This window comes from Emticicia fontis, assembly GCF_054779675.1.
On the sequence record NZ_BAAGXU010000020.1, the window covers coordinates 55360 to 79402 of the forward strand.

The window sequence follows — 24043 nt, forward strand, 5'->3', positions numbered from 1 at the left end:
TTTTCTTCTCTTTAACCTAAAAAATACGCCATTTAATCAATTAATATTTTCTAAAACCTTGATTGATAGCAACTTAAAAAAATATTAAGAAAAAATAAAACTGTTTTTCAATCCAAGTTTATGATAATCCCGTTAGTTGAGGTATAATACGAAAATTACAATAAATAACTCAATTTAAAAACAGTAGTAACCATGAAAACTCTAGCAATCAGCTTTATAGCTGCCTTCATTTCTATTGCCTCTTTTGCACAGGAAAAAACTGTAATGGTTGGTGGTGCCCCGATGTATCCATCGAAAAACATCATTGAAAATGCAGTAAACTCTAAAGACCACACCACATTAGTAGCAGCAGTAAAAGCAGCAGGTTTAGTAGAAACTTTACAAGGCGCTGGCCCTTTTACAGTATTTGCTCCTACTAACAAGGCATTCGACAAATTGCCTGCAGGAACAGTAGAAACTTTGGTAAAGCCTGAAAACAAAAAAATGTTGACAACTATTCTTACTTACCACGTGGTATCTGGTAAATGGAGTGCAGAAGATTTGATGAAGAAAATCAAAGAAGGCAATGGTAAAGCGATGTTGACAACCGTACAAGGTGGAACTTTGACAGCCTGGATGAAAGGCAAAAATGTTTGGCTTACTGATGAAAAAGGTGGAATGGCAAAAGTAACGATTTCAAACGTAAACCAAAGCAATGGCGTAATACACGTGATTGACACTGTGTTGATGCCTAAGTAATGTAACCCCATCCCAGCCTTCCCCAACAATGGGGAAGGGGTTAAAGTCCCTCTCCCAATTGTTGGGGAGAGGGATTTAGGGTGAGGGGTAATTTACCTCTTCAAAGCATTATCCACCGAATAACTATTATAATTCAGATAAGATAATAGCACTGCAAAAAAGAAAGTATGAATCATCTGCGACGGAATTGCTCCCCATTCTTCAATCATACTTGAGCCGAATATTAAGAGTATCATCGTTATTCCTCCGATAATCAAGGCCTGTTTCGTAAATAATCCAATCAATAAAAGTACACCTATACCAAATTCTATAATTGGTAATACATAACTAAAAGGTATCACTAATGCCTCTGGTAACATAGATTTTTCGAATTGCCCAACCATCCATGCACTGAATTTCGGGAGTTTTACAATCCGCACCAATCCATGTCCGAACATGCTCATGCCTACTGCCAGGCGGAGTAATACAAAAGTTAGAGAGTGGTTTATCATAATTTTTCAGATTAGAGAAATGGTAAAGATGGCACACACAGACAAATCTATCATACCCCTTTTTCAATAGCAAACATTATCAGGGTTTAATAACAATCTTTCCTTTGGTTGAACCCGTTTCTATTTGCTGATGCGCTTTGCCAATTTCATCAAATGAATAAACAGCCGATACATAAGGTTTAATGGCACCTTTTTCGAGCAAATCAGCAATCTGTTTCATATCTTCTCCATTTGATTGTACCATAAAAAAGAAGCCATTAACTCCTTTCGCTTTTGCTTTTTCAACAACCCCTTCAGAGGTAGCAGACGGCAAGGTAATAACTGTACCACCTTTCTTTACTACTTCAAACGAACGCTCGATATTATCTCCGCCAATGGTATCTAATACAATATCTATATCATTAAACGCTTCTTCAAAAGGCTTTGATTTATAATCAAAATGCTCATCAGCGCCTAAGCTCAAAACAAAGTCTTTATTAGCCGCAGAGGATGTACCAATCACATACGCGCCAAAATGTTTAGCTATCTGCACAGCAAAATGCCCTACACCGCCGCCGGCAGCATGTATCAGAACTTTATTGCCCGGATGAATTTTTATATGCGTATTAAACGCCTGCCAGGCAGTTAGAGCCGCTAAAGTAGCCGCTGCGGCTTCTTCGTGTGAGATATTAGCAGGTTTTAAGGCTAAATGAGCAGCGGGAGCAGCCACATATTCAGCATAGGCTTTGCCACTACCAGGGAAATTGACCATCCCAAATACTTCATCACCAACTTTAAAATCTTTTACATCGGCACCTACCTGACTTACTACACCCGAAATATCCCAACCCAGAATAATCGGGTTTTCGTCTTTCAAACGTGCCGCCATAGCCTTACCCGAACGGGTTTTCATATCAACAGGATTAATACTCACGGCGTGTACCTGTACTAATACTTCATTCTCTTGTATGGTAGGTTGTGGAATTTCTTCAACTGCGAAATTATCTACACTCCCAAATGCTTTTAATACGATTGCTTTCATTGATTTGATTATTTTGATGGCACAAAATTAGTATGGGTTATTCTTAAATCTCTTGTATAATTATGGGTTTGTCTTGTATATTTGCAGGTATGCAAATAAGGAATTTATACGAGCCTTTCGAGATAGAATACCTCGAATCATGCGAGTGCCCGATGGGAGCTCACAAACACAATTTTTTTGAATTGGTATACATCGTTGAGGGTACAGGTATTCAGTGTATCAACAAAAACAACTGGACTTATGGCCCTGAAAAATTGTTTTTACTGATGCCGCAGGATTGTCATTCTTTTAAAGTTGAAAAAAGTACCAAATTTTTCTTTATCCGTTTCAATGAGGTTTATATTAAAGACCAGAACAAGGAACTGATAAAAAAGTTGGAGTTTATTTTTCAGAACCATAATCGCTTGCCCGGTTGTATCTTAAAAAATAAAGCAGATAAACCGCTCGTTAAATCATTAATAGAAGCGTTGATACGTGAATATATTAATCAATATCCCTATCAAAGGGAGCTTACTCAGCAGATAGTAAATACTTTATTGACTATTGTAGCACGAAATATTTCTTTGAATACTCCCGAAGTTCTGAAAAATGTGGAGAGTAAAGATTTAAGTATGCTAAGCTATATCCATCAGCATATATACTCACCAGAATTGCTGAAAGCCGATGAAATGGCAGCTCAGTTTAATATTTCTCCGACTTACGTGAGTGAATATTTCAAGAAACTAACGGGCGAGAGTATGCAGCAATACATTACCAATTATAAACTGAAACTGGTAGAAACCCGCCTGCAATATAGCGATATGCGCATGAATGAAATCGCTTTTGAACTAAACTTCACCGATGAAAGCCATCTGAACCGCATTTTCAAAAAATACAAAGGTATCACCCCCTCAGAATTCAGAAAGCAGAAAATGGCTCTTGCCAGCAATTAATGCTTTCTCTTTTTTTGTAGCCATTTATTCACCTTATAACTTGCCCAGGCTGAGCCTGCACCAATCACTGCACCTGCCAGAACATCACTCGGATAATGTACACCCAAATGTAAACGAGAATAGGCTACTGTTCCTGCCCAGAGATAGGCTGGCACGGTTACATACCATTTTCTGGCCGCAAGGCTTAAAGATGTAGCAGCAGAAAACGCCGCTGTAGTATGTCCTGATGGAAAGGAAGGGTCTGTTTCAATTATATAAGGATGTATAAAAGAATATGTTTCACCAGGTCTTGGGCGGTCAACTACCTTTTTTAAGATATAAGATGTGCCTAAGGCCACCACTAATCCAGCTCCCGCAGCTAAGCCCTGTCTTTGTAAATCTTTATCTTTTTTAATTAATCCCAAGCCTAATATACCGATTGGAATGGCAGCACTGATAGGGTAGGTGGCTTTGCTGAAAGTCTCAAAATTACGGTCTGATTTCTGTGTCCGGTTACTTTGGATGTCTTTGAGAATATTAATATCTATGTTCTGTGCGGCAAGATTGAATGTTAGTAAGAAAGTGAAGATTACACTAAAAATTTTCTTCATGGATAAGCTGAATTATGGATTAATAATGATTCTTTCGTTTTCTAATAGATGAAGATTTTCATCAACATGCAGCTCTGATAATGTGTTATCGAAATCATCTTTATATACTTCTTTCAATTGTTTACGTTTAATAGCCTCCAGACAACGCCGAATATCATCTTTACTTTCTAGTATCAACTCTGGTACTTCGGTAGGTTTTCCGGTTATATCATCTTTGGCTACCATCGTAAAATAGGAGGTATTCGTGTGTTTTTTCTCTCCTGTTTTTACATTTTCAGATACGACCCTGATACCGATAACCATTGAGCTTCGCCCTACATAATTAACTGAAGCATGTAAAGACAATAATTCTCCCACCTCTATTGGTTGAAGAAAATTAACGCCATCTACCGATACAGTTACCACATAGGTTCCGGCATGTTTAGAGGCACAGGCATAAGCCACTTTGTCCATCAATGAAAGAAGAATACCTCCATGGATTTTGCCACCGAAATTGGCATAAGAAGGAATCATCAATTCGGTTATTGTTGTACGTGAATAAGAAACTGCTTTAGGCATATGGAGAAATGAGTGATTTAGTGAATGAGTGATTTAGTGATTAATAATTTGATGAAATCATTTTCAAATGCTTATCAATCAAAGTAATTGAGAACCATAGAAGGAGTTATATAATCACTCAATCTCTAATTCACTCAATCACTCAATAAGAAATGTAAATATAATGTAAAAACGCCACGATAATCTAGTATCATGGCGTTTAACAATAAACCCTAACCCATAAAAATCAATATTATGAAACTATTGATATTTGCATTATTTTAATAATTACTATTGCAATTAATGTGCCAGTTTTTTTAAGAAATAACATTTTTTTTACAAAAAAACTTAGCAAGAAATTAGCACTTTTTAGAATTTATCAGGCCTATAGTAAATACTTTCTACCTGATAAACGCAATTTTTCAAGAAAAAAAGAAATGTAAAATTAGGAAAACACTGTCGGACTCTTCACTCTGAATGGAATGGTTATTTTTGTGTTTTTTCAAGATTTTTCACTTTTTTATCCAATTCCTCAATCTTTTTATTTGCCTCTATTAAATAGAGTGTTAATTCTTCTATTTTCTCCATCAGTTTGGCGCTCGTTTCGGCTACATCAAGCCCACGGTTTGCCATTTCTTCAGCCGATGGTACATTTGGCAAGTGTTGGTTATGCTGAATAAACTTCTCAACATCTTTCAAAGGCATCAGTTTGTAATCTTTTTTGAACACATAGTCGGCCCAACGATCTGAGTTAGCCAAAGCTACTCTCACTCTTTCTGTCAGGATACCGCCTTTTACAAAGAGGTTGAAACCATCAGGATAAGAATTGATACCTGTGCCTATCACTACTTTACCATTGTTTGCATTGTGCAGGCGGCCATCAATCGTATTCCATGAGTTAGAAACATTGGCGCCACCATCAACTACCAGAATCACATTCCCGTTATCATCTACCGAGAGCACTTTGCCATAAGCATTGCCCGCAGGCGAACCTGCTTTCAGTCTGGTCAATTGCAAACCACTCTTATTATCTTCGTTGCTATTGATAAAAATACCACCTGTATTGTTATTTACAATTCCGATGCCATTGTCGTTGTTTTTCCACAAAGAATTTCCGATACCACCGCCACCACTTGTAGCAGTAGGAGTATTTACCAATATTACTTGCCCGTTATTATCAACCGAAAGTACTTTTTGAGTAGTAATTGAAGTTGGCGCATCGCTATTCAGTTTTGTGAGTACCAGACCATTAGAGATATAAACATTTCCGGAGTTTTTATTGGAAATATTATTATCGTTTACAGCCCAAGCTGATGGTTCTGTAGATGGGATGATAGGCACACCACCTGTATTACTAACAGCAGCGATTGAGTCTCTGACCAATACCAGGTTCCCCAGATTATCAACAGAAAGCACTTTCCCGTTTGGCTTTCCGGCTGTTGTATTAGAGGTTAACTGTGAGATAGTCAGTTTGCCCGTTTCTATTTTTATACCATTCTTGGTATTCAAGCCATTATTAATATTCACGATACCTGCATTGCTATTGGCAATTGCATTTCCGGTGGTTGTCCAGCTGGTTTCTCCACCACCGCCTCCGGTAGGAGTAGGTACATTGGCTAAAATCACATTTCCCTGATTATCTACTGATAATACCTTCTGAGCAATGGTGCTAACAGGGGTCTCACTGGTCAATTGCGGTAATCTTAAACCTGTACCGATCTGAACAATTCCTGAATTATTATTAGAAATATTATTTCCATTAATATTCCATGAAGAAGGACCACCACCGCCTACACCTACCGAGTCTCTAACCAGGAGGAGATTACCAAAATCATCTACTGTAAGCACTTTCCCATAAGGAGTATATGCTCTTTCATAAGCTGTTAAATTCTGTAATCTTACTCTCCCTTTTAGTATTACCTGGCCTCCATCATTGGTATTAGATAAAACATTATCATTCAGATCCCAGAAGCCGTCTACAACTGCGGTTTGATTTTTCGAAGTTCCTACAGAGTCTTTCACCAGAACAAGCAAGCCGTTTTCATCAACCGTAAGAACTCTGCCATTCGATTTGCCTGGGGTTGAGGTAGATTTTAAATTTTTAAAGCGGATATTACTTACCACCACGTCTCCGGCGTTGTTATTTTCAATGGCATTACCTTTGGCTGTCCAGTAACTTGTTGTAGGGCTGGTCGGTATTGATGAACCTAAGCCAATGGAATCTCTCACTAATATTACTCTACCTTTTTCGTCAACCGACAATACTTTCTGATTCGGTCTTCCGGCTGGCGAAGCACTCGTTAACTGTTTAAATTGCAAACCACTGGTATTGACCGATTTGCTATCAATACTTAATGCTGTTTCAGGTGTTTTTGTATTGATACCTAATAAACCTTTCGCGAAATCTCCGAAAATCAGAGGCCCGTTCGGGCTACCATTCTCTATATAGAGTTTGTTATTACCTATTTCATTTACTCCGGCATTGTTACCGATGAAGATGTTCCCGTCTCCCACCGATTTTTGCCCTGCCTGGGTACCTAAGGCTATATTTTGAGAGCCAACAACATTGAAAAACAAAGCACTGGTACCTACTGCTACGTTATCACTACCGGTCTGGTTATTGGGCAAAGCCTGATAACCTATAGCAATATTATTGAGACCCATGCTAACTTCGTGCAAAGCATAAGCCCCGATAGCTACAGAGTTAAATCCAATACTTCTATAACCTGCCCTATATCCAAAATAGGTATTTCCATACTTATAATCGATAAAACCTGAACGGAAACTATTCACTCTGAAAGCCAGAGAAGTAGAGTCGGTAGTACCAATAAAATGATAATCTGCATTTGTACCTGAATTACCGTTGATACTCCATGTAGCGTCGCTTGCAACCGAATTTTCCCGAAGAGATTTGCCAATATTAGTGGCCACCATACTCTTCCATTCCGAACCATCAAAGTAATAGAACCCCGGCACATAATCAGTCTGAAAAATCATTAAACCGCTAGCGGGATTCGTAATTTTGCCACGTTGGGCCAAAGTCATACGGGGGATTAGTAAACCTTTGCTGGTTGAAGAAAGATCCAGAATTGCTGACCTGTCAGGTTTCGTAGTACCGATACCAACATTTTCAGCGTTTTTGTCCGTGGCTTTGTTTTGTGCCATTAAAGGTAAAGCACCTAAGAGTAGAAACATAATAGTCCCTATAAAAGAACCATGTCTCTTTTGAATTAATTTTATTCCTGACATTTTGTAAAAGTTAATTATAGCTAACTTAATTTTAGTAAGTGGGATTGGGCCGTAATGACTTCTCTTATTCAGTTTCAAATAGTATGCCAAAAAATGATTTTTTGTGCTTTAACTTATAAGTAGTTGATAATGAGTGGATTATGGTTTGGGCGAAAGGTATAGCGAAAATAGAATAGATTAAATTATTCTCAGAAAAAATATTTTTTTCTTTAGACAAATACTTATTTAGGTTTTTAAAATGATATAGTTCAAATATTTCTTTAAATAGTTATAAAAAAGAATATTGTTTTGCTAATATTACTTTTAACAGAATAATTATTAAATACTAATAACAATTAAAGTTTGGGAGAAGTAAATAAAACTAATTACTTTTGCGGTAAACAATACGACCTTATTAAACTATCTTTATTTTAATTCTAAGCCAAATTAAAGTACCTATATTAAGATGAAACGAATTGCAGTTTTTACTTCTGGTGGTGATGCCCCGGGCATGAATGCTTGTATTAGAGCGGTTGTGCGGGGAGCTATTTATCATGGATTAGAAGTATATGGTATCAGGAGAGGATATAGTGGGATGATTGCAGGAGATATATTTCCGATGACATCACAGTCTGTCAGCAATATTGTACAAAGAGGTGGTACCATGTTGAAATCAGCACGTAGTAAAGAGTTTATGACTCCTGAAGGAAGAAAGAAAGCCTATGAGAATCTGATGAATGCAGGCATAGAAGGCTTGGTAGCGATTGGAGGAAACGGAACATTTACAGGTGCAGAAGTTTTTTATAATGAATATGAAGTTCCGACAGTAGGTTGTCCGGGTACTATTGATAACGACCTGTATGGTACAGATTACACCATCGGGTTTGATACTGCCGTAAATACAGCCTTAGAAGCCATTGATAAAATCCGTGATACAGCCGATTCACACGACCGCGTATTCTTTATTGAAGTAATGGGCCGTGATTCAGGATATATCGCTATTCAATCGGGTATTGGTGGTGGTGCCGAGATCGTAATGGTACCGGAAACACATACACCATTGAAAAAAGTAGTTAGCACATTGAAAGATGGCTGGACCCGCTCAAAATCATCATCAATCGTGGTAGTAGCAGAGGGAGACGAAGAAGGGCACGCGACTGATATTGCTGAGAAAATTAAAGAGCAGGTAGCTGATAAACTGGATATTCGTGTAACTACGCTAGGTCACATTCAAAGGGGGGGGACTCCCACGGCATATGACCGTATTCTGGCAAGCCGTCTGGGATTAGGAGCAGTAGAAGGGCTGATTAAAGGAAACAAAAATGTAATGGCGGGTATAGTAAATAATGAAATGGTCTATACTCCGTTTATTGATACCATCAAAAAACCGAAGCCAATCCACGACGATTTGCTGAGAATGGTACATATTTTAAGCCTATAATCAGCCCTTGGGCGACCAAACAACAATATATGTTTGTCCTGACCGAACACTACTCTATTGCCAATCATTTTTTGGCTGAATTACGTAACCAGGAAACACAGAAAGACGCCATGCGATTCAGAAAGAACATGGAACGTCTGGGTGAAGTATTTGCTTATGAAATCTCTAAAACTTTGACCTATCAGAATTGTGATGTAGTAACACAGTTGGGTGCAAAGATTACACAGCAGGTTTCACAGCAGGTGGTGCTGGTTACTATTCTTCGGGCAGGGCTACCACTTCATCAGGGGTTACTCAATTACTACGATAAAGCCGAAAATGCTTTTATAGGTGCCTACCGTGGCAAACATGACGAAAAAGAATCTTTTGAGATAGAGATGGACTACATTACAAGTCCAGATATTCAGGATAAGGTATTGATTATTAGTGATCCGATGTTAGCGACCGGGAAATCTATTGAAAAAGCTTACCATGCCATGCTTCGCTATGGGGTTCCAGCCAAAACACATATAGTTTCTGCTATTGCCAGCCGTAGAGGCGTGCGTTTCATCAAGGCACGTTTACCGCAATGCCGCTTGTGGATTGGGGATATTGACGAGGATATGAACAGTAAATCTTACATCGTACCAGGCCTGGGCGATGCCGGAGATTTAGCCTATGGCGGAAAAGTATAATTACTTGAGCTTATCTAAAGTAGCCCTTAGCTGAAATTTTAATACTACTTTTTTCCCGGAAATATTTTCGAGAATTGGCCTTAATACCAGGTCTGCATTTTTTCGGGTTTGTTCCAGTATACCCATTTCAAGGGCTGATTCTTTGATTTTTTCTTGCGCACGGGTATAGGCTTCATTCAATAAAGCCTGTTCATTCATAAAAGCATATTGCGTGTCATAAATCCTGCTGTGCTCGTGGTCTACGCTATAATGGCAAAGCTCGGGGTCAGGTAGGTGTACAATCAGTGTATCATTTTTGGTGGCAACGTCTTCCGGCTTTACTTTCGCCAAATCGATACAACCCACTGCATTTCCTTGCACAATTAATACGGCTTTAGGATTTGGCAGATAACTATACTTCAATTCCTGTTCTACTACATCACGGAAAGTAAAATTAGCTAGTTCGATTTTGCCTAAGACCGACATTTCTTTCAAGACCATATTGTGGGTAGTCTTGATTTCTTCCTGCTGAAAAGGATTAAAAGATTTAATTTTCTCCCAAACGAAAATTGATCCGCAAACAATGAAGAATATAATAAGGATGCTGCGTAAGCCTCGGAACATAGTAATGAATTTTATCTTCGAATAATTACGTCAGCATAACGCAGAAACAAAGGATTTTAGCCCACGTAAAGCCAATTATTTCTTTTTCTCTTTGTCTTTTTTTCCGCCGAATAAAGAGAAATGAACATAACGCTTCGGATTGGCTTTCAGATCCGCCATCAATGCCGCAAGATTTGCCGCAGTTCTATCCAGATTTACATACAGCGAATCATCAGAAGTTAATTTGCCCAATGTGCCTTTCCCCTGATTAATATCTTTCAGAATTCCTTGCAGACTTGCTACTGAATTATTCAATTGCGCCACGGTTTGCCCTAAGCGAATGGCATTCAGCGAATCTGCAAAAGTATTGGTTTTTTGAAGTATAGGCTTGATTTGAGAATCTAAATTAGTAGCTAAGCCATTCAGATTTGAAGTAAGTGTAGCAGCATTCGCTGTTATAGCCGATAGATTTTTGGCATTAGAAGCTACTACTGCGTTGACCCCTGTAGTTGCCTGATTAGCGTTAGCAACAAGGGCTTTTAAAGCTACGCCTGTCTGGTCGAATTGTTTAACAATGGTAGTAAGGGTAACAATCAAAGAGTCAGCATTTTTTAATACAGGAGAAGCTTTCTCGCTTAGGCCACTCATTAAACCACCTTCAATGGCACTTTTCAGATCTTCTTCATCTTTTAAGGGCTTACCAGATTGAATCAATAGTTTTATCATTTTGCCCCCTAATAATCCATTATCAGACAAAACCGCCACCGAATTATCGTTCAAAACAATATCCCGTTTGATGGCTAAAAGCACCTTTACTCTATTCTGGTTTTGTTCGGGTGTTACCTCTACAACTCTACCAATGGTTACACCATTATACATCACCGGATTTGAGGTTTGCAGACCCTCCACGTTTGAATAATAGGCATTATATTCATTTTCAGTACGGAAAACATCCAGACCTTTTAAAAAATTAAATCCAAGATAAAAAATCGTGAATGTAACAATACCTAGCAAACCTACTTTTACTTCTTTTTTCATAATTGCAAAACCCGTGTGATATGATGAATTAAGGACGAATACGAATAAATATGTGACTATTTTTGCAAAAATACATTTCTACATTCGTGTTTCAACGTTTCATATTCTTTATTTATTTCTCAACCTCTTCTTTATATATTTTCAGGGCTTTCACAATAGCTTCCGCTATTTGTTCATGACCCGCTTCGCTTTCTAAAATTTTTCTATCCGCCGAATTAGTCAGGTATCCGGTTTCAATATAGATACCCGGCATGGTGGTTTCCCATAAAACCTGAAAACCGGCCTGTTTCACTCCTCTGCTCTTACGACCTGATTTCTGAAATTGTTTCTCAACCTTCGAAGCCAGATTCAGGCTTTGTCTCATAAAAGCATTCTGATAATTGGCCATTTTAATATGCGCTAAAGGAGAATTAGGATCGAAATCATAATTCTTTTCATAATTATCCTCCAGTAAAATTACGCTGTTCTCTCGCTTGGCCAGTTCCAGATTCTCTTCTGTTTTATGCAACCCCATTGTGTAGGTTTCAGAACCATATATTTTTGACGAATAAGGATTCGCATTCACATGAATACAGATAAACAAATCAGCCTTATGCCGATTCGCAATCGTACCACGCTCGTGCAGCGGTATAAAAACATCTTTCTTGCGGGTATAAACTACCTTCACACCCAGCTCTTCTTCAATCAGTTTTCCTACTTTGAGCGTAATGCTAAGCGCGATATTTTTCTCTTTCAATTTTCCGTAACTCGTACCGGGGTCTTTCCCTCCGTGTCCGGCATCTATAACTATGGTTTTTATCTGACGTCTCTGTGCCTCGGCCGAACCAAGGGCAATAAGCGTGATAAATAAGACTTTAAGAAATTTTAACATGATTTTACAGGCAAACGTTCTGTCTATAGTATTAATAAGCTAATTTTGTGCCACGACTTATCGTTATAGACTTATTAGAACGAATTTGTATGCAAAAGTACTATTTTTGAGGCGACTTAAAATATAAACTTTTCGTAAACCCACGCATTTTACGTGCGGAAGTCCATTAATATCTGAGTTTAATTTTTAAAATCGTCATAATCGCTTGAAGTTTTTCCTACTTGTCTGTAGTTTAGTTATTAGTGTTTCAGCCTTTGCACAGTTCCCGTCGATAGATCCACTCAGACGCGCGGGAAATAGTACGGGAGGAAACAACGGCTTTGGACAACCACTTCCCGAAAATACCAAAAAGGCTCGCACCGTAAGAGGGAATAAGCTATTTGCCGAAAAACAGGATACCGTAAAAGTGGTTATTCCTGATTCGTTGAAAAGTAAAGATAGTAGCCTGCAGTCAACTGTAAAGTATACCGCACAGGACTCAACCGTAATGGAGGTCGATGGCAAAACCGTACACTTGTATGGGCAGGCCAAAGTAACCTATGGTGATATTGATTTGGAGGCTGATTACATCAGATTAGACTGGGGAAAAAATGAAATCTTTGCCCACGGCTCTCCCGATACTACCAAGCAAGGTGAAAAAGTAAAAGGGAAACCCATCTTTTCGCAGGCCGGGGATAAGTATAATACCGATACCATCCGCTATAATTTCAAATCCCGAAAGGCCATTATCAAGAATATTGTCACCCAACAGGGAGAGGGCTTTGTGCAGGGTGAAAAAGTGAAAAAAGACCCTGATGATAACCTGTATCTGGTTCATGCCAAATACACTACCTGTAATCTGAAAGAACCGCACTTCCATATAGCTGCCCGGAAAATCAAATTGGTCAATAAAAAACAGATTATTTCCGGCCCATTTAATTTTGTGTTAAGTGGCATACCTTTACCAATTGGTCTCCCCTTTGGGTTTTTCCCTGTCCCCAAAAAGAAAGAAATCGGTACCTCTGGAATCATTATGGGTTCTTATGGAGAAGAGCCCCGTAACCGTGGTTTCTATTTCCGCGATTTTGGTTATTATTTCGCTATCAACGAAAACATTGGGGCAAAGGTATTGGCACAGATTTATTCAAAAGGAAGTTTTGGGGTGGGTATTCAATCGAGTTATTCAAAGCGATATAAATACTCAGGTAATCTAAGTTTTCAATACAATTATAATAAGCCGGTTGCCGAAGTAATAGACCCCACTACAGGACAATCGGCCTCTAAAGATTTTAGTCTGAACTGGTCGCACTCACCTGCTAACAAACGCCCTGACCGCAGTTTCTCTGCCTCTGTCAATCTCAGAAGTAATGGTTTTAACAGAAACAACGTTAATACGGCCGATGTTAGCAATTACTTAAGCAGTAGTTCAAACTCTTCTATTCAGTTTGGGCGCACTTTTGCTCAGAAAGTAGTGACAAGCGGAGGCTTGAATATCTCACAAAACTTTACGACCGGACAAGTAGATGCCTCTTTGAATTATAGTGTCGGTGTAAACCAGTTTAACCCTTTTGTGCCTGAGAAAAAAATGTTAGGCCGCTGGTTCGAATCATTCAGGGTAGGGTTTAACGTAAGTGGGGGCTATCAGGCTACCAATACTAAAGTAAATAGTATTACGAGCTATTCTGAATATAAAATAGTTCGCCAGTTACCTGACGGAACTTATGAGTCAATCGAGGCAAAACCACTGACAAACGAAGAGATAAGATTACGTGATGCTAACCCGTTAACATTAACAGAAGAACAACGAGTACTACAAAAAGCCTTACAGGAACGCTTAAATAATGTAAGAAAAATCAATAGTCTGGATGCTTTGGGAAGTATATTGGGTGATGGACAGTTCCGTACTACTTACTCTTTACCTATTACTTTGCCAAACTTCAAGATTGCCCGTTATATCAACTTTACGCCAAGTGTATCTTTAAGAGGCGATATTTTTACGCAAGCATTAAGTTATGAATATATTCCAGGCCAGAATGCAGTGAAAATAGATACTGTGAAAGGACTTTTTCCTACTTATCAGACTTCTGTTTCAGGAAGCATGAATACCCGTGTTTATGGAACTTATCAGTTTAAAGGCAAAGGTCGTCTGCAAGCAATCAGACATACGCTGGCACCCTCAATCAGTGTAAGTTATGCGCCTGATTTTACTCAAAGTCTTTTTTATTATACAAAAGTTCGAGTTGATAGAGATACTGTAAACGGTGTTATTACAGAAACCCCTTTATATAAGCTTTTGCCGAAATTCCCTACTTTAGGGGCATCTGCCGGAGCATCAGGTAGTATCGGATTCGGGATAACCAACCAGTTGGAAGCCAAAATCAGGTCAAAATCAGATACTGCTGCCAAGGCTTTTGAGAAAATTTCACTCCTGGATAACTTTGGTATCAATGGAAGTTATAACCTGTTGGCATTAGGAGATTCGATGAATCTATCGAACATCAGTATGTCTGCTAATACCAACTTGTTTAAAAACTTAATTAATCTTAACTTTTCGGGTAGTTTTGATCCCTACTATTATAGACAGGAAAGCACTGCAGAATTGAGAGCGCAAAATCCTGCCGGACGTATTACACGATTCTATAAAATTGCCGAAGGTGGAAAATTCAGTTTAGGTAATCTGGCTACCTTGCGATCTGCCAACATCGCAATTGCTACCCGTTTATCTCCTGCAACCTTTGACAAAACAAAAGAAAAACCAAGAGAAACGAAATCGACTGACCCGGCGATGGATGCCATGAAGAAATTCGTAGCTGCGAATCCTGAATTATATGTCGATTTCTCGATTCCCTGGACATTGAGTTTGAGTTATAACTTTAATTATAATAAGCAGGGTTTAGCTGATGCGCAAATAACACAGGCTGTTACGGTACAAGGCGATTTTAGTCTGACACCGAAATGGAAAGTAGGTTTTAATACCGGTTGGGATTTTCAGTTTAAGGCAGCTACCTTAACTAATATCAGCTTGCACAGAGAATTGCATTGCTGGGACATGAGTTTCAACTGGACACCTATTGCCGGAAATAACCTTCGTTCAAGCAACTATTCATTTGATTTGCGCGTAAGAAGCACCTTATTGCAAGAACTAAAAGTAAGCCGCCGCCGCCAGACCTATGGACAAGGAGGGTTTTAAAAATTTAGTGATTTAGTGAATTAGTGATTGAGTGATTAAGGTGTTGGTTACTAGCAATTTAATCTCTTATTCATTCATTCACTAAATCACCCAGTCACTCAATTACAAAAGATGGTATTAATTGCAGATAGTGGTTCAACCAAAACAGATTGGCGAATTGTAGAAGGAAATGAGGTAGTGGGACAAACGCAGACCGTGGGCTTTAGTCCGTATTATCAGGACTCCGACTCAATAGCCACCGAACTGCAAGCTAATCTGGTGCCTCACTGCGTGGGAAAAATTACGCAGGTTTTTTACTATGGTACAGGTATTACCAATGATGAAAAAGCAGGAGTATTAAAGACTGCAATTCTGAGTGTTTTTAACGAGGTTGAGCATATAGATGTGCAAAGTGATGTTTTGGGAGCTGCAAGAGCTGCTTGCGGGCATCAGGAGGGGATAGGGGGTATTCTGGGTACAGGGTCAAATTCATGCTACTTTGACGGAGAGAAAATTGCTTTTCAGGTGCCGCCTTTAGGCTTTTGGCTGGGAGACGAGGGCAGCGGAGGGCACCTCGGAAAATCTTTGTTATTGGCCTATCTGCACAAAGAAATGCCAGCCAATATCAGACAGCTATTTGAAGAAAAATATGGTGCAATGGATAGACTGATGGTTTTAGACAATGCCTATCATAAACCATTCCCGAACCGATATTTTGCTACATATGCCAGATTTATCTATGACAATATTAAGGATACCTTTTGCCACGATTTAGCCACAGAATCTTTCAGGCTGTTTTTTGAAAAATATATCCTGAAATACCCGATGTGTTTTGATGTGAAGCTAAACTTCGTGGGCTCAATCGGGTTTTATTATGAAAAGATTCTGAGAGAAGTGGCTGAAAGCAAAAAACTACAAATCGGCAATGTATTAGTAACACCTATTGATGGACTGGTAAAATATCATACGGATGCGATTTAAAGGAAGCCGTGCAAATATGCCAAACCCGATCCCTTATTTAGCCCTACTCACGGCTATGTACATAGCCGGATTGATAGGTTTAAATATTCCACAAACGACCCATTTGTTTCAATGGCTGACACCCTTTAATCTCCTGACTTCGTTAGCTATTCTGCTTTATTTCCATCAGCAATGGAACCGTGGTTTTATTATTTTTTGTATCGTCACGTTCTTAACAGGCTTTTTTATAGAGGTAGCAGGAGTAAAAACCGGAGCTATCTTTGGAGAATATCAATACGAAACTACCTTGGGTTTTAAAGTTTTAGAAGTGCCCCCTATGATTGGCGTTAACTGGCTTTTAGTGGTCTATTGCGTAGGTAGTTCATTTTGCCGTACGTCCCAACCCATTTATATAAAAGTAATCTACGGTGCTTTGGTGATGACCATGTTCGATTTCCTGGTAGAGCCCGTAGCCATTCGCTTAAATATGTGGTCATGGAAAGAGGCAAATCCGCCTATTGATAATTATATCGCTTGGTTTATCGTATCGGCAGTTTTATTAACTTTGTTCCATGCCTTGAAATTCAGAAAAGACAACCCGATTGCACTATGGTTACTGGTTTTGCAGATTTGTTTTTTCGGCATACAAAATTTTTTCAATTAATCTATTCAACAACCGGTTTCAATGACTATTGACGCACACCAACATTTCTGGTATTATAATGCAGAAGACTACGCCTGGATTGACGATTCTATGAAGGTAATTCAGCGAGATTTTCTGCCTGCCGATTTAGAACCTATTCTACAAAAAAACGGCTTTGATGGCTGCGTTTTGGTGCAGGTAAATCAGACAGAGCAAGAGAATCATGATTTTCTGAAATTTGCCAGTTTATATGATTTCATCAAAGGTGTAGTAGGTTGGATAGATTTAAGTTCCGAAAATTTATGGGAGCGCTTGAGTTACTTCAAGCAATTTGCCAAGCTTAAAGGTTTCAGACATATCGTGCAAGGCGAGCCAGTTGGTTTTATGCAGCAGGAAAGCTTCATTAAAGGGGTGAAAAAACTAGTAGATTTTGATTATACTTACGATATACTCATTTATCCGAAACAACTGAAAGATGCCTTGCATCTGGTGCGCGAATGCCCCGATAATAAATTTGTAATAGACCATATTGCCAAGCCTGATATTAAAAATAAGGAAATCAGTAAATGGTCGAATTATATGAAAGAAATTGCGCAGCATGATCATGTATTCTGTAAAATTTCGGGCATGGTAACCGAAGCTAACTGGCATCAATGGAAAAAAGAAGACTTCTATATTTATCTGGATTGTGTACTGGAGTCTTTCGGTATTGACCGGATTATGTATGGCTCTGATTGGCCTGTATGTCTGGTAGCAGGTGCTTATGAAGAACAACTTTCTATTGTACAAGCCTATTTCGATAAACTGACTCAAACCGAGAAAGATAAGCTTTTTGGTGTTAATGCTACCCGTTTTTACACATTATGAAGAACAAATTAACAAATAAAAGACATTTCCTTCGTTTGTCTTTTGTATTTTTGTGCTTTAATTACCTCCTTTCAATCGCAAAGATTTTAAAATCTGACATCGCTTAATGAAAATTTCTATTGTTACAGCCGCTTATAATTCTGCCGCAACTATCCGTGATACTATTGAGAGTGTACTTTCGCAAGATTACCCAGATATTGAATACATTGTAGCCGATGGCGCCTCGAAAGATGGCACGGTAGATATTCTGAAATCGTATGGAGACAAAATCAAATGGGTGTCAGAAAAAGATAGCGGTATCTATGAAGCCATGAGTAAGGGTGTAGCAATGGCTACCGGAGAGGTAGTGGGCATTATGGGTTCAGATGATTTTTATCCTGATAATCAGGTGATTTCAAAAGTAGCCAAAGCCTTCAAAGACTCGAAAGCAGATTCTGTTTATGGCGATTTGTACTACGTAGATAGCGAAGATGTCAATAAAATAGTACGTAACTGGAAATCGGGGAAATATGACAAGAAAAACTTCCTGATGGGTTGGATGCCTCCGCATACGGCCTTTTTCTTAAAGAAATCTGCTTATGATGCTTATGGTTTATACGATACCTCTTTCAGAAGCGCAGGAGATTACGAATTGATGCTCAGAATGCTTTATAAACACAATGTTTCCTCTTTTTATATCCCCGAGGTATTGATGAAAATGCGAACCGGAGGAACCAGCAATGCCTCTCTAAAAAACCGTATCAGAGCCAACAAAGAAGACCGCCGAGCCTGGGATATCAATGGCCTGACTCCTCGTTGGTATACCCTCTACGCCAAACCTTTATCGAAGGTGTTGCAATGGATAGTGAAATAAAGAAATTTAGTGAATGAGTGAATTAGTAATTTAGTGAGTAAAGAATCATTTAATACAAACTTCAAAATAATCGCTCATTCACTCAATAGCCAACACCACATACCCTTTCCCCCTGAACTCAAAAGTATCCTGTGCGGCTCTGGCCATCAATATTTGTCCGATAGGAGATTGAGGAGAGATGACCATAATATTCTTGCCATTCAAAGCAACCACACCAGCGCCAATGGCTATAAAGAAATCTCCCATTGTCGTTTTTACTAAAGAGCCTAAGCCTACATTGGGCAAAGTAACCTGAGGATTTATTTTTTCTAATATCAATCTTTCCTGACGGGCTTGTTCGTACATTCGGCCATTCATTTCGCGGTCAATTTGTCCCATTGCGCGGGCAGTTTCGTATTTATCTCCTGCCGAGCTTTTTCCTTCTTCATTCGCTGAATTTTTGGCCGCTTCCATAGCTTGCCAGGAAGTATCCATGCGTTTTTCTATGATTTCCTTTACTTTCTCTAATATCTCTGCTTTCATGAATTTACAATGTCTCCGATATAGCGTTTAAGCCCCCTGCAAAATTAAGCAGATTTGTATATCCGTATTTAACTTTTAATAAATCAATTGCTCTTTGACTTCTTATGCCGCTCTGGCAATGAATAACCACTGTTTTATCCCTTCTTATTTTAGAAATATGTTTTTCTAATTCCGAGAGTGGCATTAATTCTCCACCGATATTATGTCTGTCAAATTCATATTCTTCTCTTACATCAATCAACTGAAAAGGAGCGTCTCCATTCACATCTGGTTGTGTTAGTAAAGCAAGATACTGATCGTAAGTGATTTCATCATCTTCGTACACATTCCTTTGGCTGATTCCACAAAATGTCTCATAATCTATCAGATTTTCAATAGGAGCGGCATCAGGTATTTTAGGGATTTTCAGTGTTCTACTTTGCATAGATAAGGTATCAAGCATATATAGCTTTCCAGCTAGACGCTCACCTATTCCGGTAATGGCCTTAATAGTCTCCAATGCCTGCATGGAGCCAATGATGCCCGGTAATACACCCAATACACCTGCTTCATTACAATTAGGTGCCTGTTCGGGTGGGGGAGGAGTCGGGAATAAATCACGATAAGTGCTTGAACCTTTATAGTTAAACAAAGCCACCTGCCCTTCAAAACGATGAATAGCGCCATACACAAAAGGCTTATTGAGCATCACACACGCATCATTCACCAGATAGCGGGTCGGGAAATTATCTGTGCCGTCCACCACAATGTCATAATCTCCGATAATTTCTAAGGCATTAGCAGATGTCAGCCGAGTCTCATAGGCATTGATTATAACTGAAGGGTTCAGAGCCTTTAATTTTTTTTCAGCTTCCTGTAATTTAGATACGCCTACTTTTTCAGAAGTATATAAAATTTGTCTCTGTAAATTACTAATTGCAATCTTGTCATCCTCTACAATCCCTAATGTTCCTATGCCTGCTGCGGCTAAGTAGAGGAGTACAGGACTCCCCAGCCCACCACAACCAATCACCAGTACCCGTGCTTCTTTTAATTGCTCCTGACCTGCCAGACCTAACTCTGGTAATAGTATTTGCCGGTCGTAGCGTCTGATTTCCTCTAAGCTTAAACCCATGTTAAAATATCTTAAATTGTAAGAAAAATTAATATTTTTTATAGTTTTTTTTCTACCAACTCTAATTTTTAAGGTAAAAGTACGTTTATTTGTTACTCTTTAACAATTTTTAAAAAAACAGTGTTTCTAAAGATGAAGAAAATAATAGTGGCTCTTTCAGTTAGTTTATTTACCGCACAATTTGCTGTTGCACAAACTCCTAAAACCCCAGTAAAAAAGGCTCCTGCATCTACCGCTAAGCCTGCTGCTCCCAAATCAGTTGCAGCCAATACAGGCGGCCCGATGAAAAATACGATGGATTCGCTAAGCTATGCTATCGGTATGAACATCGCAGCTAATCTCAAACAACAGAATATCAAATGTAATACAGATATGTTAGCCAGTGCTATCAATGATGTACTGAGCGGCAAACAAACAGCCTTAGAACCAGGCGCAGCTAATGCTTATATTCAAGGCTATTTTCAGAATGAATCAATGAAAAAAGCGGTGACTAACCAGAAAGCCGGCGAAGCATTTTTAGCAGCCAATAAAGGGAAAGCAGGTATCATAACCTTACCAAGCGGCATGCAATATCAGATAATGAAAGAAGGCACCGGCCCAAAACCTGTGGCAACAGATAAAGTAAAAGTACATTACCATGGCACACTAACTGATGGAACAGTTTTTGACAGTTCTGTACAAAGAGGTGAGCCAGCAGAGTTTGGCGTAACACAAGTAATACAAGGTTGGGTAGAAGCATTGCAATTGATGCCGGTAGGTTCAAAATGGAAATTATTCATTCCATCTAATCTGGCTTATGGCCCACAAGGCCCGCCAAGCATCGGCCCGAACCAGGTATTGGTTTTTGAAGTAGAATTATTAGAGATAGTGAAATAATCAGACGAAAGCTTTGTAGGAGAGAGATTCTAAAATAGGCAACCATATCTGTTTGATAATTGTTAACAATTTAGTAATTTACTTACAATAGGCTTTTAAAGCAGTTTTTTAAGCATATAATTTAACGATTGGTATATTTTAAATCAAAACTCTCCTTTAGGGGGCGGGGTTATTATGTTAGAAATTATGAAAAAAATATTAGTCCTACTCACCCTGACAGGGCTTTTCGGGTGCTTTGAGAATAAGGCTCAGAATACCAAGGTGTCTACTACGCCAACTTATGGCTACAAGGAGCTGGTTCCTACCCGCACACAAGAGCAGGTAGAGCAGTTTGCTACCCAGTTTTTGAGCTATCATCACTATCAGAAATTCAAACTCGATGATAATTTCTCCTCAAAAGTGTGGGATAATTTCCTCAAAGATGTAGACGGTGGGCACTCCTATTTTACTAAAGCCGATGTAGCGTCTTTTGAAAAATACCGCTATGGTATTGACGAAGACTTATTGGAGGGTGATTTGACGGCTCCTTTTGAAGTATTTAATCTTTTCAGAAAGAGATACAAAGATCGCTATGATAAAATCATGACTCAATTGGACAAACCATTTGATTTTACGAGTGATGAAACTTTTGATACCGATAGAGACAAAGCTCAGTGGGCAACATCAGAAGCTGAACTGGATGACGTATGGCGTAAAATCGTGAAGAGTCAGGTGCTGGATTTAAAATTGAGTGGAAGTAAAGACAGTGCAATTACCGCTACCTTGAAAGACCGTTATAAACGTTGGGAGTCAAGAATTGCTAAATGGCGTGCTGAAGATGTATTCCAGTCTTTCATGAATTCTTTCTCTGAAAGTATCGATCCTCACACCAATTATATGATTCCGAGCACAGCGGCACAATTCAATATTGAAATGAGCCAGTCGGTAGAAGGAATCGGCGCATCATTGAAAAATGAAGGTGACTACGTATCTATTGCAGAGGTGATTCCGGGCGGGCCATTGTTTAAAGATGGTAAAGCCGTGAAAAACGACCGCATTGTGGCAGTCGCACAAGGGGATAATGGCGCATGGCAGGATATTGTAGGCTGGTTGACAGACGATGCAGTGAAATTGATCAGAGGAACCAAAGGAACAGTCGTACGTATTCGCCTATTACCGGGTGATGCACCAGCAGGTTCAGCAACTAAAGAATTGAGATTGGTTCGTGAGAAAGTAAAACTGGAAGAAGCCGTAGCCAAAGGTGAAGTAGTGCCATTCAAACACAATGGTAAAGACTATAAACTGGGTGTGATTGATATTCCGATGTTCTATCGCGACTTTGAAGATGCCCGTAAAGGTGGAGATTTTCAGAGTACTACGAAAGACGTGAAAAGATTCCTTGACCAGTTCAAAGCTAAAGGTGTTGAAGGCGTAGTGATTGATTTGAGAAACAATGGCGGTGGTTCGTTGACAGAAGCAATTAATCTGACAGGTTTGTTTATTACTAAAGGGCCTGTAGTACAACGCCGTGATAATAACGGAGGAATTGATGTTGAAAGTGATACTGATCCTGAGCTGGTTTATAATGGACCATTAGTGATTCTCCAAAATCGTTTCAGTGCTTCGGCATCAGAAATCTTCGCAGGTGCTATTCAGGATTATAAACGTGGATTGATTGTTGGTGAAAAATCTTTCGGCAAAGGTACAGTGCAACAATTGGTTGATTTAGATCAATTCTTATTGTCGCCACGTACGGCCTCTACAGATAAAAAAGCTTCTGCCAACGTAGGCTTTGAGCAAAAAGAAAAATATGGTCAGTTGAAATTGACTACTGAGAAATTCTACCGTGTGACTGGTAACAGTACACAGCGCAAAGGAGTAGCGGCTGATATTAATCTTCCGACCCCTTTTGACCCGGAAGAAATGGGTGAGAGTTCTCAACCAACGGCTCTACCATTCGACCAGATTAATACATCGACTTACGAAAAAACCAACAATATCACAGACAAAGTGGTGAGCAAATTGCAGGAAAAATACAACGAGCGTTTGAACTCTGACCCTGCAATGAAACAATTGGTAGAAGACCTGGCTGAATATCGTAAAACAAAAGACATTACTGTGGTTTCTTTGAATGAAGCAAAACGCAAACAGGAAAGAGACGAAAATGAGAAACACAGAACTGCCGTTAACAAGTTGAGCACCGGAGAAAAAGACGGTAAAGACAGAGACCTGATACTAAGCGAATCTGAAAGAATCCTGTGTGATTTAATCAGTAATAAATAAGATAAAAGATTGGTGAGTGCAGAATCCCTTACAGGTTCGAGCCCCGCCTATACTACAACAAAAAACGAGTTACACTGATTATTGTGTAACTCGTTTTTTGTTTATATCCTTTGTGAAAAAGACCTTCTGCTGCTAGTGGTCTGATAAAACTTTTGTCCACTTATGGACGATAATTTGTCCGTTTCTGGACAGTATCATTTATCAAAATAGGCCTATGAGTGCCTAAAAACGTGTTTTTCTAATATGGCACGCGATTTGATTTACAATATTGTATCTAATCAATCTTTTATACATATTTATGAAAAAAACGATACTGGGAGAGTTAGAAGAACTGGTACTTCTGGTAGTGGCTGCTAGTACTGAAGAAGTATATGGTGTGCCTGTACTGGAGGAGCTCCAGCGACAAACAGGGCGTGATTTTACTATTAGTGCCGTACATACGACCCTCTACCGGTTGGAAGAAAAAGGCTTTCTTTCGTCATCAGTAGGAGGAGCAACTGCCGAGAGAGGGGGGAGGAGTAAACGCTTGTTTGCCTTAACCGCATCTGGTGGACAAGCACTATCAGAAATGCAACAAACCCGCAACCGACTCTGGCAATCAATTCCTCAAAGCAAACTTCCGCTTTTGGGTAAATTAGACCTGACCTAAGCAATC

Annotated in this window: 22 protein-coding genes; 12 read left to right on the forward strand and 10 right to left on the reverse strand. The window is 39.1% G+C overall.

The genetic code is table 11. The annotated features are described in order from the left end of the window. Positions 1-192: 192 nt before the first annotated feature. Positions 193-738: a fasciclin domain-containing protein gene (locus tag ACYVFA_RS11490; protein WP_460471963.1), complete on the forward strand. Its 546-nt coding sequence runs from the start codon at positions 193-195 to the stop codon at positions 736-738. Between the two features lie 92 nt (positions 739-830). On the opposite strand, the gene ACYVFA_RS11495 is transcribed toward ACYVFA_RS11490, so the two are convergent. Together ACYVFA_RS11495 and ACYVFA_RS11500 are read right to left on the reverse strand one after the other, a co-directional pair. Continuing rightward, a complete protein-coding gene (locus tag ACYVFA_RS11495; RefSeq protein ID WP_460471964.1) occupies positions 831-1229 on the reverse strand; it encodes a DoxX family protein in 399 nt (132 codons plus the stop codon). Between the two features lie 79 nt (positions 1230-1308). Beyond that, positions 1309-2250, reverse strand: coding sequence for an NADP-dependent oxidoreductase (locus tag ACYVFA_RS11500; protein WP_460471965.1), 942 nt, complete (start codon positions 2248-2250; stop codon positions 1309-1311). An 89-nt stretch (positions 2251-2339) separates the two neighbouring features. Here ACYVFA_RS11500 and ACYVFA_RS11505 point away from each other — a divergent pair, with 89 nt between their 5' ends. Next, positions 2340-3182 carry an AraC family transcriptional regulator gene (locus ACYVFA_RS11505; RefSeq protein ID WP_460471966.1) on the forward strand — a complete coding sequence of 281 codons (843 nt, stop codon included), beginning with the start codon at positions 2340-2342 and terminating at the stop codon, positions 3180-3182. On the opposite strand, the gene ACYVFA_RS11510 is transcribed toward ACYVFA_RS11505, so the two are convergent. From ACYVFA_RS11510 to ACYVFA_RS11520, 3 genes are all read right to left on the reverse strand, one after another. Beyond that, positions 3179-3772 carry a phosphatase PAP2 family protein gene (locus ACYVFA_RS11510; RefSeq protein WP_460471967.1) on the reverse strand — a complete coding sequence of 198 codons (594 nt, stop codon included), beginning with the start codon at positions 3770-3772 and terminating at the stop codon, positions 3179-3181. The genes ACYVFA_RS11505 and ACYVFA_RS11510 overlap by 4 nt on opposite strands. 12 nt (positions 3773-3784) lie before the next feature. Then, entirely contained in the window at positions 3785-4330 is a 546-nt protein-coding gene (locus tag ACYVFA_RS11515) for an acyl-CoA thioesterase (protein ID WP_460471968.1), read from the reverse strand. Positions 4331-4795: 465 nt separating this feature from the next. Then, positions 4796-7504, reverse strand: a complete 2709-nt coding sequence (locus tag ACYVFA_RS11520) for a hypothetical protein (RefSeq protein WP_460471969.1) — start codon at positions 7502-7504, stop codon at positions 4796-4798. A 499-nt stretch (positions 7505-8003) separates the two neighbouring features. On the opposite strand from ACYVFA_RS11520, the gene pfkA reads away from it, so the two are divergent. Further along, positions 8004-8978 (forward strand): ATP-dependent 6-phosphofructokinase, encoded by a 975-nt coding sequence (gene pfkA, locus ACYVFA_RS11525; protein ID WP_460471970.1) that lies wholly within the window; start codon positions 8004-8006, stop codon positions 8976-8978. A 29-nt stretch (positions 8979-9007) separates the two neighbouring features. Beyond that, positions 9008-9652, forward strand: coding sequence for a uracil phosphoribosyltransferase (gene upp, locus ACYVFA_RS11530; protein ID WP_460471971.1), 645 nt, complete (start codon positions 9008-9010; stop codon positions 9650-9652). On the opposite strand, the gene ACYVFA_RS11535 is transcribed toward upp, so the two are convergent. From ACYVFA_RS11535 to ACYVFA_RS11545, 3 genes are all read right to left on the reverse strand, one after another. After that, a complete protein-coding gene (locus ACYVFA_RS11535) occupies positions 9653-10255 on the reverse strand; it encodes a DUF4230 domain-containing protein (RefSeq protein WP_460471972.1) in 603 nt (200 codons plus the stop codon). Positions 10256-10330: 75 nt separating this feature from the next. Then, complete coding sequence (locus tag ACYVFA_RS11540; RefSeq protein WP_460471973.1) at positions 10331-11272, reverse strand: MlaD family protein; 942 nt, start codon at positions 11270-11272, stop codon at positions 10331-10333. Between the two features lie 112 nt (positions 11273-11384). Beyond that, on the reverse strand, positions 11385-12143 hold the full coding sequence (locus ACYVFA_RS11545; protein WP_460471974.1) for an N-acetylmuramoyl-L-alanine amidase family protein: 759 nt from the start codon (positions 12141-12143) through the stop codon (positions 11385-11387). A 205-nt stretch (positions 12144-12348) separates the two neighbouring features. On the opposite strand from ACYVFA_RS11545, the gene ACYVFA_RS11550 reads away from it, so the two are divergent. The 5 genes from ACYVFA_RS11550 (at position 12349) to ACYVFA_RS11570 (ending at position 18614) form a co-directional block, all read left to right on the forward strand. After that, on the forward strand, positions 12349-15312 hold the full coding sequence (locus ACYVFA_RS11550) for a putative LPS assembly protein LptD (protein WP_460471975.1): 2964 nt from the start codon (positions 12349-12351) through the stop codon (positions 15310-15312). A 111-nt stretch (positions 15313-15423) separates the two neighbouring features. Next, positions 15424-16272 (forward strand): N-acetylglucosamine kinase, encoded by an 849-nt coding sequence (locus ACYVFA_RS11555; protein WP_460471976.1) that lies wholly within the window; start codon positions 15424-15426, stop codon positions 16270-16272. Next, complete coding sequence (locus ACYVFA_RS11560) at positions 16262-16915, forward strand: carotenoid biosynthesis protein (protein ID WP_460471977.1); 654 nt, start codon at positions 16262-16264, stop codon at positions 16913-16915. The genes ACYVFA_RS11555 and ACYVFA_RS11560 overlap by 11 nt, the downstream gene beginning before the upstream one ends. 21 nt (positions 16916-16936) lie before the next feature. Beyond that, a complete protein-coding gene (locus tag ACYVFA_RS11565; protein ID WP_460471978.1) occupies positions 16937-17761 on the forward strand; it encodes an amidohydrolase family protein in 825 nt (274 codons plus the stop codon). Between the two features lie 106 nt (positions 17762-17867). Beyond that, a complete protein-coding gene (locus ACYVFA_RS11570; protein WP_460471979.1) occupies positions 17868-18614 on the forward strand; it encodes a glycosyltransferase family 2 protein in 747 nt (248 codons plus the stop codon). Between the two features lie 78 nt (positions 18615-18692). Here ACYVFA_RS11570 and ACYVFA_RS11575 read toward each other — a convergent pair whose 3' ends face one another. Beyond that, entirely contained in the window at positions 18693-19136 is a 444-nt protein-coding gene (locus ACYVFA_RS11575; protein WP_460471980.1) for a transcription elongation factor, read from the reverse strand. A 4-nt stretch (positions 19137-19140) separates the two neighbouring features. Then, complete coding sequence (gene moeB, locus ACYVFA_RS11580) at positions 19141-20250, reverse strand: molybdopterin-synthase adenylyltransferase MoeB (protein WP_460471981.1); 1110 nt, start codon at positions 20248-20250, stop codon at positions 19141-19143. Between the two features lie 132 nt (positions 20251-20382). Here moeB and ACYVFA_RS11585 point away from each other — a divergent pair, with 132 nt between their 5' ends. From ACYVFA_RS11585 to ACYVFA_RS11595, 3 genes are all read left to right on the forward strand, one after another. Then, positions 20383-21126 (forward strand): peptidylprolyl isomerase, encoded by a 744-nt coding sequence (locus tag ACYVFA_RS11585; protein ID WP_460471982.1) that lies wholly within the window; start codon positions 20383-20385, stop codon positions 21124-21126. Between the two features lie 186 nt (positions 21127-21312). Further along, the gene (locus ACYVFA_RS11590; RefSeq protein WP_460471983.1) at positions 21313-23388 is read left to right on the forward strand and encodes a carboxy terminal-processing peptidase; all 2076 of its coding nucleotides are present in this window, start codon (positions 21313-21315) and stop codon (positions 23386-23388) included. Between the two features lie 298 nt (positions 23389-23686). Further along, positions 23687-24037 carry a PadR family transcriptional regulator gene (locus tag ACYVFA_RS11595; RefSeq protein WP_460471984.1) on the forward strand — a complete coding sequence of 117 codons (351 nt, stop codon included), beginning with the start codon at positions 23687-23689 and terminating at the stop codon, positions 24035-24037. Positions 24038-24043: the final 6 nt, after the last annotated feature.

Bases quoted from the DNA above. Each gene is read 5' to 3' on its own strand.
- ACYVFA_RS11595 (WP_460471984.1), top strand. From the start codon at position 23,687: ATGAAAAAAACGATACTGGGAGAGTTAGAAGAACTGGTACTTCTGGTA.
- ACYVFA_RS11535 (WP_460471972.1), bottom strand. From the start codon at position 10,255: ATGTTCCGAGGCTTACGCAGCATCCTTATTATATTCTTCATTGTTTGC.
- ACYVFA_RS11555 (WP_460471976.1), top strand. From the start codon at position 15,424: ATGGTATTAATTGCAGATAGTGGTTCAACCAAAACAGATTGGCGAATT.
- ACYVFA_RS11545 (WP_460471974.1), bottom strand. From the start codon at position 12,143: ATGTTAAAATTTCTTAAAGTCTTATTTATCACGCTTATTGCCCTTGGT.
- ACYVFA_RS11560 (WP_460471977.1), top strand. From the start codon at position 16,262: ATGCGATTTAAAGGAAGCCGTGCAAATATGCCAAACCCGATCCCTTAT.
- ACYVFA_RS11515 (WP_460471968.1), bottom strand. From the start codon at position 4,330: ATGCCTAAAGCAGTTTCTTATTCACGTACAACAATAACCGAATTGATG.
- ACYVFA_RS11585 (WP_460471982.1), top strand. From the start codon at position 20,383: ATGAAGAAAATAATAGTGGCTCTTTCAGTTAGTTTATTTACCGCACAA.
- ACYVFA_RS11590 (WP_460471983.1), top strand. From the start codon at position 21,313: ATGAAAAAAATATTAGTCCTACTCACCCTGACAGGGCTTTTCGGGTGC.
- ACYVFA_RS11570 (WP_460471979.1), top strand. From the start codon at position 17,868: ATGAAAATTTCTATTGTTACAGCCGCTTATAATTCTGCCGCAACTATC.
- upp (WP_460471971.1), top strand. From the start codon at position 9,008: ATGTTTGTCCTGACCGAACACTACTCTATTGCCAATCATTTTTTGGCT.
- ACYVFA_RS11565 (WP_460471978.1), top strand. From the start codon at position 16,937: ATGACTATTGACGCACACCAACATTTCTGGTATTATAATGCAGAAGAC.
- ACYVFA_RS11520 (WP_460471969.1), bottom strand. From the start codon at position 7,504: ATGTTTCTACTCTTAGGTGCTTTACCTTTAATGGCACAAAACAAAGCC.
- ACYVFA_RS11490 (WP_460471963.1), top strand. From the start codon at position 193: ATGAAAACTCTAGCAATCAGCTTTATAGCTGCCTTCATTTCTATTGCC.
- ACYVFA_RS11495 (WP_460471964.1), bottom strand. From the start codon at position 1,229: ATGATAAACCACTCTCTAACTTTTGTATTACTCCGCCTGGCAGTAGGC.
- ACYVFA_RS11575 (WP_460471980.1), bottom strand. From the start codon at position 19,136: ATGAAAGCAGAGATATTAGAGAAAGTAAAGGAAATCATAGAAAAACGC.
- ACYVFA_RS11510 (WP_460471967.1), bottom strand. From the start codon at position 3,772: ATGAAGAAAATTTTTAGTGTAATCTTCACTTTCTTACTAACATTCAAT.
- ACYVFA_RS11500 (WP_460471965.1), bottom strand. From the start codon at position 2,250: ATGAAAGCAATCGTATTAAAAGCATTTGGGAGTGTAGATAATTTCGCA.
- ACYVFA_RS11540 (WP_460471973.1), bottom strand. From the start codon at position 11,272: ATGAAAAAAGAAGTAAAAGTAGGTTTGCTAGGTATTGTTACATTCACG.
- moeB (WP_460471981.1), bottom strand. From the start codon at position 20,250: ATGGGTTTAAGCTTAGAGGAAATCAGACGCTACGACCGGCAAATACTA.
- ACYVFA_RS11505 (WP_460471966.1), top strand. From the start codon at position 2,340: ATGCAAATAAGGAATTTATACGAGCCTTTCGAGATAGAATACCTCGAA.
- pfkA (WP_460471970.1), top strand. From the start codon at position 8,004: ATGAAACGAATTGCAGTTTTTACTTCTGGTGGTGATGCCCCGGGCATG.